This window comes from Micrococcus sp. KRD070 (assembly GCF_017168435.1).
GTDB lineage: Bacteria > Actinomycetota > Actinomycetes > Actinomycetales > Micrococcaceae > Micrococcus > Micrococcus luteus.
This window is the reverse complement of record NZ_JABFNH010000002.1, coordinates 71,080-82,374: the sequence shown is the minus strand read 5'-3', so window position 1 is coordinate 82,374 and position 11,295 is coordinate 71,080. Positions and strand designations below refer to the sequence as shown.

Here is an 11,295-nt window from a genome sequence, read left to right as displayed (position 1 = left end):
GGGTACTTCGCGCCGGGCGGGCTCACCCGAACAGCGTGCGGAAGTTCGCCAGGATCCGGCGGGGGTGCTCGGGGTCGACGGCGGCCAGCCCCGCCACCGTGGGCTCGTACTCGCCCGGCGCGAAGTACCCGTGCTCGCGGTAGATCTCAAGGCGCTCGAGGATCCCGGCCTGGTCCAGCTCCGGGTGGAACTGGGTGGCGTACTGGCGGGTGCCGAGCCGGAACATCTGCACGGGGCAGTCGGCGCCCTCGGCGAGCAGCACCGCGCCGGGCGGCAGCGCGCTCATCGCCTCCTTGTGGCCGACGTACGCCGCGAACGTGCGCGGGACCCCGGCCAGCAACGGATCCGCGGCACCCTCGTCGGTGAGCGTGACCTCGACGGGCGCGGCCGATTCGCCGTACGCGTTGTCCACGACGCCGCCGGCGTGCCGGCCCAGTGTGCCGACGCCGTAGCAGCAGCCGAGGAACGGCAGGTCGCGGCGCCGGACGACGTCGAGCATCCGGCCCAGCTCCGCCTCCACGGCGCGCTGCACGGGGGACTTGGTCTCCTCGGGATCGGTGCCCGTGAACGGGCTGCCGGGCAGGATCACGGCGGCGACGTCCGCGAGCTCCGCCTCCCAGTCCAGGCCGTGCGTGGCCACGTCCGGGCGCTGCACGACGCGGTCCAGGCGCAGCACCCGCAGCCGGCCCTCCGGATAGCCGCCCAGTCGCTGGACGGCCTCGACCTCGGCGGCCGCGGCGTCGTCTTCGGGGCGCGTCTGGACGAGGAGGAACGGCCGCGGATGCGGGCTCGGGACGGCGCCGGTCGGGGTGGTCATCTCGGCAGACTAGCGGGGCATCGGGCCGGGAGGGCGTGACGGCGTCGCGGGGCGTCGTCGGGGGCGGGTCGCGGTCAGCGGTCGGCCCAGGGGCGGGCGTCGGAGGCCCACGGCAGGGGACGGACGCGTTCCTCGGGCAGCGGGTCCGCGGCCAGCCGGCCGTAGAGGTGCACGTCGAGCCGCCGCCCGCCCGCGCGGAGGCGGCCGCGCTGCGTGCCTTCGTGACGGAGCCCGGCGGCCCGGGCGACGGCCCCCGCCGTCGGGCTGTCCGCCCGGTGGGCCAGTTCGATCCGCTCGAGGTCGCCCTCGGCCAGTTCGGCGCCCGCCACGGTGGTCGCCGCACGCGACATGATCGCGTCCCCGCGCCAGCCCTGATGCAGCCAGGCGGTGAGCGCGCCGGTGCCGTGCGCCTCGTCGCGCACGACGGCGACCAGGCCGATCAGCGTGTCCGTCCCGCGCTCCACCACGGCGACGGCGTCCGTCCCCTCCGCCTGGACCAGTCCGTCGACGTAGGCGCGGGCGGAGGCGTCGTCGGTGACCTCTGCGGGGTCGGCCATGCCGACGGTGCCCGCGTGGAAGGCCGCCAGGACGGCGGGCGTGCCCGTGGCGCGGAGGGGGCGGAGCTGGGCGGGTGCGGGGCCGGTCATGCCGGGAGCACAGCCCCGACTGGGGCTGGGAAGTGAGGTGTGCCACACGAGCCGCACCCCGGAGGGCGTGTCAGCGGGGACGGGGCCGGCCCTCGACGCCCGTCCCGCGGCCGGACCTCACCGGCGCGTGGCGGCCTTCGCCTCGAGCTCGTCGGCGAGGGTGCGCAGCGTGCCGAGCTCCCGGGCGATCCGGGAATCCAGGTCGGCGTCAGTGAGCGTCTCAGACCCGCCGCGGGCGCGCAGGTACAGCAGCTGGTCGAACCGGGCGCGGCGCCACTGATACTCGGCCTCGGCGTCGCGGGCCTGCAGGGCGCGGGAGATCTCCCGGTCGTAGAGCGGCGGCTCGTTGAGCTGGCGCTGGCGCACCTCGAGCACCCGGGCCGCCCGGCCCGGCTCGGAGGGGACCTCGTCCGCCTCGAGCAGGCGCCGACCGAGGTTGGCGGCGGCGATGTGCTCGCCCTCCTCGCGCAGGATCAGCGACGCCAGGGACAGCGCGGCCTGGATGGACTTCCACCGCCCCACGGCCCCGTCCCACGGCAGGTTCGTCAGCAGGCCCAGGGTGGCCAGCGTGCCCTCGGTGTCCTCGTGCAGCAGGTAGAGCCGCTCGGCCATGCCGAACACGTCCTCCAGCTGGGAGCCGGAGCGCAGGTTCAACCCGTGGGAGAGCCGGGCCGCGGTGGCGGTCAGCTCGGTGTCCTCGAGGTGGCGCTTGCCGACGGCGACGATCCGCTCCTCGGGGGACCCCGCGTCCACGGGGGAGAAGGTGGTGTCCGGGACGGCCCTGCGCTCCTCCGGGCGGTCCGTGCGGACCCGGATCACGGAGCCGTGGGCGATCCTGACCTCCCGGCCGCCCTCGAGGGTGGCGATCACGAGCGCGGGGGTGCCGAAGTCGTCCCGCATCACCCGGGTCGAGGCCACGGGCGGGGCGGGCTCGCCGCGGCGGGTCAGGAAGCTGTCCCCGGGCTGCACGTCCTGGGACTTCAGATGGCGGAGGTAGCCGCCGACGACCGGTGCCATGCTCAGCGCCCCCATCCCACGTGGGCGAGGGCCTGGCGCACCAGGTCCCCGCGGCCACCGATGAACTCGGCCTGGATGTCCTCGCCGAGGGCCTCCTCGGGGGTGAGCCAGGTCAGCTCGAGCGCGTTCTGGCGCGGCTGGCACTCACCCGTCACCGGCACCACGTACACCAGGGCCACGGCGTGCTGGCGGTCGTCCGTCAGCCCGGTCTCGGACGGCGCCGGGAAGTACTCGGCGACGGTGCAGGGGACCACCGACGGCGGCAGCTGCGGGAACGCGAGCGGGCCGAGGTCCTTCTCCAGGTGGCGCATCAGCGCGGCGCGGATGGTCTCCCGGTACTGGACGCGTCCGGAGACGAACGTCCGCTGGAACGTGCCGGTCTCGTCCGCCACGTAGAGCAGGCCGATCTCGGTGACGTAGCCGAGGGAGTCCAGCCGCACCGGGATGGCCTCCACATACACCATGGGCAGCCGGCGCCGGGCCTCGTAGAGGTCCTCGTCGGACAGCCAGCCCGGATTCGGGTCGGGGGTGCGCACGCTCATGGTTCTGTTCTACCGGAGTTCCGCGCCGGGGGCACACCGGGTCCCGCGTGTTCCGCTCACCACTTGGCTCGGAAGTACTGCCGGGCCATCGGCACCTGCTCCGAGGGGACGTCGAGCGCGAGGGCGGCCGCGGTCGGCCAGTTCGGGTTCGCCAGGGCGGCGCGGCCCACGCAGACGGCGTCGGCGCGGTCCTCGTCCACCACGGCCGCGACCTCCTCGGCGCCGGTCAGCGAACCGACGGCGGACACCACGATCCCCTCGGTGCCCTCCTTCACGGCGGTGGCCAGCGGCACCTGATAGCCCGGGCCCTGGGGGCCCTCGTAGGTGTCCCCGATGCCCGCGGAGGACAGGTCGAACCAGTGCACCTGCCCCTGCAGCTCCTGCGCCAGGCGGACGGTCTCCTCGATGCTCCAGCCGCCCTCGACCCAGTCCGAGCCGGAGATGCGGATGCCGAGGACCTTGTCCGCGGGCCACACCTCGCGCACGGCCGCCACGACCTCCTTGAGGAAGCGGGTGCGGCCCTCGAAGTCCCCGCCGTACTCGTCGGTCCGGGTGTTGGTCAGCGGCGAGAGGAACTGGTGGATGAGGTAGCCGTGGGCGGCGTGCAGCTGCACGGCGCCGAAGCCGGCACGGTCGGCGCGCTCGGCGGCGTCGGCGAAGGCCTGGACGGTCTCCCGGATCTCGTCCACCCGCATCGCGTGGGTGCGGATCTCCATGGAGTTGGTGGCCACGCCGGAGGGGGAGAGCGTCTCCCAGGAGTCGGGGCCCTCGAGGATCGGCTGCCCGGCGGGCGCGCCCGGGTGCATGGGGACGGTCGAGGCCTTGGCGCCGGCGTGGCCGAGCTGGATGGCGGGCAGGGCGCCCTGGGAGGCGATGAACTCGGCGATCGGCGCCCACGCGTCCCGCTGCTCGTCGTTCCACAGGCCGGTGTCCCACGCGGAGATGCGTCCCTCGGGGGTGACGGCGGTGGCCTCGGCCACCACGATCCCGAAGCCGCCGGCCGCGCGGGCGCCCAGGTGCTGGAAGTGCCAGCCGTGGGGGACGCCGTCGCGCGCCTCGCACGAGTACTGGCACATCGGCGGCAGGATCAGGCGGTTGCGCACGCGCACGCCGTTGATCTCGATCGGTTCGAAGATCGCGGGCACGGCGGGGGCGTCGGTCTGCGGGGTGGCGGTCTGAGTCATGCACCCCACCCTACGAGCGGGTCCGGACACGGGAGGGCTCGCGTCCGCCGCGGGCGGAAGGGCGGGCCGGCCCGTGCGACGAGAGAAGTCGTCACCGCTGCTGCGTCCACCCCTACCCTGGGCCCATGCCCTCCTACCGCGCCCGCCTGCAGATCGGCGACCTCCTGCCCGGCCACCGGCCCGAAGAGGTCATGGACCTGGCCGAGGCCGCCGTCCAGGCCACGCACGTGCTCGCGGCCAAGGACATCGAGGTCGTCGCGCGCGTCCCGCGGATCGTGCTGCGCTTCACGGTGCCCGGCTCGCACCGGGCCGGCGAGGACGCCGAGGCCGCCGAGGTGGCGCGGCGGATGGCGGAGGCGGTGTCCGGCGTCGCCGTGACGGGCCGGCTGGACGTGCTCCGGCGCGACGGCGGCCGGTGGGTCCCGGTGCCCGCTGGGCTCGGGCGCTGAACGGGGCCGGGCTCAGGCGCCGGCCGGGTGCGGCCGGCGGGCGGCGTCGCGCTCGATCTGGCGGGCCCAGGAGCGGCGCACGGCCGCGGCGGTGACCAGCAGCAGCGCCCCGAAGGCGGCCGCGAGACCCACCCACACGCTCTGCTGCGCCCCGAGCGGGCTGGGCAGCAGGCGGGGCAGGGCGAGGCAGAGCAGGGTCCAGGCCATGCCCAGGGCCACACCCATGCGGCCGCGCCCCCCGAGCACGAGGCGCAGGGCCGCCAGCAGCAGGGCCACCAGCACCAGCAGGGCGAGCAGCTCGGTCGGGAACCAGCCGACGTGCACACCCCAGGCGTGGAGGGCGGCGCCCACCGCGGTGGGCGCGCCGGCGAGGAGGGTGCCCAGCAGCACGCCGAGCGCGCCGTCCTCGGCCACCCGTGCGACGCGGCGGGCCGCCGGGCGTGCGCCGAGCCGCCGGACCACACGGAGCATGAGGACGAGGGCGAGCAGCCACGGGACGACGTCGAGGCCCCCGGGGGCCAGGACGGCCAGGGGGAACCACAGCGCCAGCGCCAGCAGGGTCCCCGCGACCGCGCCCCGGATGCGGCGGTGCCGCGGCGACGCGCCCTGGCCCCGCCCCCACTGCCGCAGCACGTACATGCCGGTCAGCAGCCACAGCACCGGCCAGATCGCCGGGTGCAGCGGGGACAGTCCGAACACGCTCGCGCCAGGGCCGTGTCGGCCGTCGGCGGTGAGCGGGTACGCGCCGGCGTCGAGCGCGGCGAGCCCCGGGACGCGGCCGGCCAGACCGAGGCCCCACGCACCGGAGAGCACGAACAGCGCCCACACGACGCTCAGCAGCGCCTGGCCGCGTCGGTCCGCAGCGGTCGGTGAGCCGGCCGGCTCCTCGGGCGGAGCGGGGGTGTAGCCGGGGATCAGGGGCAGGGCGCCCGTGACCGGCCCCGCCGGGGAGTGGGCGATGGCCTCGGCCCGGACGGCCTGCGCCTTCGTGGAGAGTCGCTGCCGCCGCCGCCACTCGGGCAAGGCCACCCGGGCTCGGGCGAACAGCTCCTCATCGGTGAGCCGCTCTTCCGGGTCGGACAGCAGCGGCCGGTCGGCGGCGGCCGGGAAGACCTCGGGGCCCTCGAGCTCGCGCGCGGCCCGGGCGAGCGCGCGGGACTCCCGCTCCTCGTGCTCGCGGCGGCGGCGGGCGGCGTCCTCCGCCGCGCGGCGCTCGGCCTCCCGGGCGCGGTCCTCGAGGAGCCGAGCCTGGGCGAGGGCGCGTTCGGCGTGCAGCACGGTGTGGGCGCGGACGCGGGCGGCCTGGCGACGACGTCGCTCGGCCTCGCGGCGGGCGGCCTCCTCTGCCTCGCGACGGCGCCGCTCGGCCTCCTCGGCCCGACGGCGCCGCTCGGCCTCGACGCGTTCGGCCTCGAGGCGACGGCGTTCGGCCTCGGCCGCCTGCCGACGGCGCTCCGCCTCCGCCTCCGCCTCGAGCCGGAGCCGCTCCCGCTCGGCGAGCGCGGCCTCCTCGCGGGCCCGCCGCTCCGCCTGCACGCGGGCGCGCTCGGCGGCGACCTCCGCCTCCCGGCGGCGCCGTTCCTCCCGCTCCCGGCGGCGGGCGTCCGCCTCGGCGGCGGCACGGGCCTTCTCCTCGGCCGCCACCCGACGGCGCCGCTCGGCTTCACGCCGACGGCGCTGCTTCTCCTCCTCGCGGCGGCGGCGGGCCACCCGCGCGGCCTGGGCCCGGCGGGCCTCCTCGTCGAGGCGGGCCCGCCGGCGCTCCTCGGCCGCAGTGCGGCGGCGTGCGGCCTCCGCGGCCTTCTCCGGGTCCCGGCCCGGGGCGGGGAGGATGCGTTCGACCGTGCCGACGAGCGGGTCGGTGAAACGGGCGAGGTCCGGGCTGCCGAGGCGGTCCAGGATCTCGCTGAGGTCGCGGCGTGGACGCTGCTGGGCGGGAGCGCCCGGGGTGCGCAGACGGTCCATGGCGCGGTGCACGTCCGCGCGGCGGTCCTCGCGCACGCGGCGCTCGGCGGCGGTCTCGGGTCGGCCCGAGCGCAGGGCGCGCTCGTGACGGCGCAGATCGCGGCGGGAGATCTCCCCGGGCGCGGCCAGGGCGCGGCGAGGGCGCGCGGCGGGAGCACGCGTCGAGTCGTCGTCGGGACGGGGCGCCGAGGCGCCCCGGAGGCGCTCGAGGGCGGCGCGGGACTCGGAGGACGCGTCCTGCATGCTCACCCCTTCCGGCCCCGGCGACGGTGGGCCATGATCCCCGCGATCATCAACCCTGCAAGGGTACCGAACACCATGCCGACCATCGCGGACGCCCACCACGGCAGGCCGGTGGCCCGGCCGGTGATCCAGCCGAGCCCCACCATGGACGAGGACCACGCGAGCGAGCCCGCCCCGGACAGCCACAGGAACACGGGCCAGCGGATCCCGCCGATCCCGGCCGCCGCCATCGACGCCGTCCGTCCGCCCGAGACGAACCGCAGCACGGACAGCCCCGCCAGGCTGCCCGCCGGGCCCACCCGCACCAGCAGGCTCCGGATCCCCCGGTGGATCCGCCGCCACCACGCCCAGCGGTCCAGGCGGTCGGCGAGGCCGTGGCGGAACAGCGCGTAGAGGCCGACGTCCCCGGCCCAGCAGCCCAGCCACGCCGCCAGCACCGCGGCCACGGGGGAGACCCGGCCCTCCACCGCGAGCGCCCCCGAGCCGATGACCACCACCTCCGACGGGACGGGCGGGATCGGGGCGTCCAGGGCCACGAGCAGCGCGGTGAGCGGGTGGAACCACACTCCGAGCGCGTCCAGCAGGCCGGCCGGGTCCCCGCCCGTCACCGCGGTCGCTCCTGCAGCTGGGCGGGGGAGGTGAACTCCCGCTCCTCGCCCGTCACCGGGTCCGTGAAGCGCAGCGACCGGGAGAGCAGCTGCAGGGGCCGTGTGACGTCGTCCGGGGCGAGGTCGAGCAGCTCCGGGTAGAACGGGTCGAACGCGATGCCCAGGCCCAGGGCGGCCAGGTGGATGCGCAGCTGGTGGGTGCGGCCCGTGCGCGGGGTGAGTCGCAGGTGCGCCACGCGCCGCCCCGCCAGCGTCCCGGCGGAGACGCCGACGCCCAGCAGCTCCACCCGGGACTCCGCGTTCGCCCCGACATGGGGCCGGTTCGACCGCCGGGTCCGCACCGGCGCGCCCGCCCGGCGTCCCGACGCGGCCGGCGGGATCTCCTCCACCACGGAGCGCAGGATCCCCTTGTCCTTGCGGATCCGGCTGCGCACGGTCAGCGGGAATCGCCCCAGGACGGGGTCGGCCGGGGCACCGGGGCGGCGGGCGCCGTCGTCGGGGGCGTCCGGCAGGAGCGCCACGGCCTCGTAGGTCTTGGCCACGGCACGCCGCTCGAAGAGCAGGTGGTAGGCGCCGCGGGTGGCCGGGTTCGCGGAGAACATCACGACGCCGGCCGTCGCCCGGTCGAGCCGGTGCAGGGGCACGAGGTCGTCGAGGCCGAGCTCGTTGCGCAGCCGCACGAGCGCGGTCTCCTGGACGAAGCGGCCGCCCGGGGTGGTGGGCAGGAAGTGCGGCTTGTGGATGACCACGAGGTGCTCGTCGCGGTGCAGGAGCGTGTGCGTCACGGGCAGCGGGGTCTCGTCGGGGACGTCCCGGTAGTACCAGAGGTCGTCGTGGACGCCCAGCGGCGTCGTCGGCGTCAGTGCGGTGCCGTCCGCCGCCACGACCTCGCCGCGGGCGAAGCGCGCGCGGATGCCCTCCGGGTCCACGTGACCGAACCGGTGGAGCACGTAGTCCTGCGCGGTGGGCCAGCCGGAGGCGGGCAGGCGCAGGCGCGTGGCGTTGACGCCGTTGCGCGGGGGGAGGGGAGAGGGGACGGCCACGGGTCCATCCTCCCAGCCCGGTGCGGCTGCGTCCGACCGGCGCCGCTCAGTCCGACCGGCCGGGCCGGCCGGAGCCGGTGGTCTCGTCCTCGGCCGGGCCTCGGTCCTGCGGGGTGAGCACCACGACCTCCTCGGCCGGCGCGGCGCGCCCCGTCACCTCGCGCGCCGGGACCGCCCCGCCGACGTCGACCACCACGGTGTCCAGCACCGCGCCCGCGGGGACCTCGCAGTCGCCGAGCAGGAGGCTGCCGCGCACCGTGGCGCCTGCCGCCACGACCACCCCGGGGCCGACCACGCTGTCCGAGACCTCGCCCTCGATCCGGCAGCCCGGGCTGAGCAGCGAGCCGGAGACGCGGGCGTCCGGGGCCACCCACGCCGGTGGCGCCTGGTGGGGGTTGGTGATCAGCGGCCAGCCTTCGGCGGCGACGTCCAGGCCGGTGCCCTCGAGGATCTCGCGGTGGGCGCGGAAGAAGGCGTCCAGGGTGCCGATGTCCCGCCAGTACCCGACGAGGCGGTGCTCCCGCACGCGTCCCCGCGCCACGAACGCCGGGATGATGCTCTCCCCGTAGTCGCCGAGGGAGGAGCCCACGGGGTCGCCGTCCTCATCGGTCTCACCCTCGTCCTTGGTGGCCGTCTCGTCCTCGCCCGCCACGAGGTCGCCGACCACCTCGGAGAGCGCGGCGACGTCGAACACGAACACCTCGGTGGCCACGAGCGTGCCCGCCGGGTCCTCCGGCTTGTAGGCGTAGTCGGTCACGGCGCCGTCGTCGTCCACCTGCACGACGCCGAAGCGCGAGGGGTCCTCGTCCGTCTCGGTGGTGACCACGGTGAGCTCGGCGCCGGAGCGGGCGTGCTCGGCCAGCACGGGGCGCAGGTCCAGCTGGTACAGGTGGTCCGCGGAGAGCACGACGACGGTCTCGGCGCCGAACTGCTCCAGCAGCGGCAGCTGCTGGGCGATCGCGTGGCCGTTGCCGCGGGCGAAGCCCTCCTCGGCGCGGCCCTGCGCGGGGGGCAGGAGCCGCAGGCCGTGGCGGGTGCCGTCGAGATCCCACGGCCGGCCGCCGGCCAGGTGCTGGTTGAGCGTGAAGGGGCGGTACTGCTCCACGACCCACACGTCCCGCAGGCGCGAGTGGGCCAGGTTGGACAGGACGACGTCGATCAGCCGGTACTGGCCCGCCAGCGGCACCATCGGCTTGGCGCGGGCCGCGGTGAGCGGCATGAGGCGGCCGCCGGTGCCGCCGGCCAGCACGAGCGCGACGACGGCGCCCTCCGGGTCCTTGGGGAACGGGTCGGCCATGACTTCTCCTCGGGTCGGGGCGGGTTCAGCGTAGGGAGCGGGGACGAGACGCGGCCACCGTTCGGGCGCGTCCGGGTCAGCGCTGGCAGTGCGGGCACCACCACAGCCGCCGCGCGTCGTCCTCGGGGGAGCCGTAGTCCTCCTGGCGGACGGGGCCGCGGCAGCGCAGGCACGGGGTGCGGTCGTGTCCGTAGACCCAGTACGACGGCGTCCCGCCGCCGCGCGTGCCGGGCGTTCGGCCGGGTGCCGTGCCGGGTGACGGACCGGCCGGGACCAGCACCTCGACCCCGAAGGGTCGCGCCGGGTTCGGGCGCACGCCCGTGGTCCGGCGCCGGGCGCCCGCGGCGGGGGCGTATACGAGATTACCACGCGTCTCGTGGGCTCGGAGATGTGTATAAGAGCCAGGTCCTCGACCTCGCCGATCGGCCGGTGCGGGTCGATGCCGGCCAGCAGGAGGGTCTCGCAGCGGTAGATGTTGCCGATCCCGGAGACGAGCCGCTGGTCGAGCAGGGCCAGGCCGACCGGCCGCTCGGGCCGGGCCGTGAGCCGCCGCACGCCCTCGGTGAGCAGGGCGGCGCCGTCGTCGGGCGTGTCCCAGGCCGGGTCCAGCAGGTCGGGGCCGAGGTGGCCGAGGACGGTGGTCTCGTCGGCGGTGGGCACGAGGGTGAGCAGGCCCAGCTGGGCGCCGAGCACGCGGTGCTCCGCCGTCTCCAGCACCGCCCGCACCTGCCAGGCGGGGGCGCCCCACCGCGCGTCGAGGGCCGAGACGAGCCAGCGCCCCTCCATCTTCAGGTGCGAGATCAGGGTGAGCGGCCGGGCCCCGGGGCGGGCCGTGGGCGGGGTCAGCCGCATCAGCAGGTACTTGGCGCGCGGCAGGACCTCGGCCACCGTCCAGCCGGTCAGGTCCGCGGTGGCGTGGCGGGGCACGCGCAGATCCGCGTGCGTCAGGACCCGGCCCTCGAGCACGGGGCGGAGCCGGTGCGCGACGCGGACGAGGGAGTCGCCTTCAGGCACGGGCCGTCACCGGCTCAGGCCGCGTTGAGCTGCCAGGTCACGCCGAAGCGGTCCCCGACCCATGCGAAGCGGCGGGAGAAGCCGTAGTCGTCGGGCGGCATGAAGTCCCGGCCGCCGCCGGCGAGGAGCGTGTCGTGGATGGCGTCCACCGCGGTGGCGTCCGGCAGCTCGACGAACAGGCTGATGGCCGGGGTGAACGTGAACCCGTGCGGGGTGAAGGAGTCGAAGAACCGCAGCCGCTGGCCGGCGATCTCGAGCTCGCCGTGCAGGACCTTGCCCGCCCATTCGGCGCCGCGCGGGGAGGAGTCGTCGAAGAGGTCGCGGCGGACCTCGGTGACCGGCAGGTATTCCACGAACGCGGTGAGGTAGGCGTCCATGGCCGCACCGGCGTCACCCTCGAACAGGAGGAACGGGGTGACGGAGGGATCCGAGGGGTGCGGCCATGGACGCCTACCTCACCGCGTTCGTG

10 protein-coding genes and 1 pseudogene are annotated in these 11,295 nt (G+C 76.3%); 1 reads left to right on the top strand and 10 read right to left on the bottom strand.

Features of this window, described 5'->3' with window-relative positions:
* Positions 1-22: 22 nt before the first annotated feature.
* From J1M38_RS00815 to J1M38_RS00795, 5 genes are all read right to left on the bottom strand, one after another.
* Complete coding sequence (locus J1M38_RS00815) at positions 23-817, bottom strand: glutamine amidotransferase (RefSeq protein WP_100059247.1); 795 nt, start codon at positions 815-817, stop codon at positions 23-25.
* A 74-nt stretch (positions 818-891) separates the two neighbouring features.
* On the bottom strand, positions 892-1,464 hold the full coding sequence (locus J1M38_RS00810) for a GNAT family N-acetyltransferase (RefSeq protein ID WP_206501146.1): 573 nt from the start codon (positions 1,462-1,464) through the stop codon (positions 892-894).
* A 117-nt stretch (positions 1,465-1,581) separates the two neighbouring features.
* Positions 1,582-2,481, bottom strand: a complete 900-nt coding sequence (locus tag J1M38_RS00805; protein ID WP_241246372.1) for a DUF6707 family protein — start codon at positions 2,479-2,481, stop codon at positions 1,582-1,584.
* A 2-nt stretch (positions 2,482-2,483) separates the two neighbouring features.
* Positions 2,484-3,023, bottom strand: a complete 540-nt coding sequence (locus J1M38_RS00800) for an NUDIX hydrolase family protein (RefSeq protein ID WP_036316089.1) — start codon at positions 3,021-3,023, stop codon at positions 2,484-2,486.
* Between the two features lie 56 nt (positions 3,024-3,079).
* Positions 3,080-4,207 (bottom strand): NADH:flavin oxidoreductase/NADH oxidase, encoded by a 1,128-nt coding sequence (locus J1M38_RS00795; protein WP_036339859.1) that lies wholly within the window; start codon positions 4,205-4,207, stop codon positions 3,080-3,082.
* Positions 4,208-4,332: 125 nt separating this feature from the next.
* Here J1M38_RS00795 and J1M38_RS00790 point away from each other — a divergent pair, with 125 nt between their 5' ends.
* The gene (locus J1M38_RS00790) at positions 4,333-4,656 is read left to right on the top strand and encodes a hypothetical protein (protein WP_036339857.1); all 324 of its coding nucleotides are present in this window, start codon (positions 4,333-4,335) and stop codon (positions 4,654-4,656) included.
* 12 nt (positions 4,657-4,668) lie between these two features.
* Here J1M38_RS00790 and J1M38_RS00785 read toward each other — a convergent pair whose 3' ends face one another.
* The 5 genes and pseudogenes from J1M38_RS00785 to J1M38_RS00760 form a co-directional block, all read right to left on the bottom strand.
* Entirely contained in the window at positions 4,669-6,864 is a 2,196-nt protein-coding gene (locus J1M38_RS00785) for a hypothetical protein (RefSeq protein ID WP_206452091.1), read from the bottom strand.
* 2 nt (positions 6,865-6,866) lie between these two features.
* The gene (locus tag J1M38_RS00780) at positions 6,867-7,472 is read right to left on the bottom strand and encodes a VTT domain-containing protein (RefSeq protein WP_206452092.1); all 606 of its coding nucleotides are present in this window, start codon (positions 7,470-7,472) and stop codon (positions 6,867-6,869) included.
* Entirely contained in the window at positions 7,469-8,515 is a 1,047-nt protein-coding gene (locus J1M38_RS00775; RefSeq protein WP_206481637.1) for a pseudouridine synthase, read from the bottom strand. The genes J1M38_RS00780 and J1M38_RS00775 overlap by 4 nt, the downstream gene beginning before the upstream one ends.
* A 46-nt stretch (positions 8,516-8,561) precedes the next feature.
* Positions 8,562-10,826 (bottom strand): sugar phosphate nucleotidyltransferase, encoded by a 2,265-nt coding sequence (locus J1M38_RS12205; protein ID WP_342356189.1) that lies wholly within the window; start codon positions 10,824-10,826, stop codon positions 8,562-8,564.
* A 14-nt stretch (positions 10,827-10,840) separates the two neighbouring features.
* Positions 10,841-11,236 (bottom strand): annotated as a pseudogene (locus J1M38_RS00760) (VOC family protein); the annotation flags it as partial.
* Positions 11,237-11,295 lie beyond the last annotated feature (59 nt).

Bases quoted from the DNA above. Each gene is read 5' to 3' on its own strand.
- J1M38_RS00815 (WP_100059247.1), bottom strand. From the start codon at position 817: ATGACCACCCCGACCGGCGCCGTCCCGAGCCCGCATCCGCGGCCGTTC.
- J1M38_RS00810 (WP_206501146.1), bottom strand. From the start codon at position 1,464: ATGACCGGCCCCGCACCCGCCCAGCTCCGCCCCCTCCGCGCCACGGGC.
- J1M38_RS00805 (WP_241246372.1), bottom strand. From the start codon at position 2,481: ATGGCACCGGTCGTCGGCGGCTACCTCCGCCATCTGAAGTCCCAGGAC.
- J1M38_RS00800 (WP_036316089.1), bottom strand. From the start codon at position 3,023: ATGAGCGTGCGCACCCCCGACCCGAATCCGGGCTGGCTGTCCGACGAG.
- J1M38_RS00795 (WP_036339859.1), bottom strand. From the start codon at position 4,207: ATGACTCAGACCGCCACCCCGCAGACCGACGCCCCCGCCGTGCCCGCG.
- J1M38_RS00790 (WP_036339857.1), top strand. From the start codon at position 4,333: ATGCCCTCCTACCGCGCCCGCCTGCAGATCGGCGACCTCCTGCCCGGC.
- J1M38_RS00785 (WP_206452091.1), bottom strand. From the start codon at position 6,864: ATGCAGGACGCGTCCTCCGAGTCCCGCGCCGCCCTCGAGCGCCTCCGG.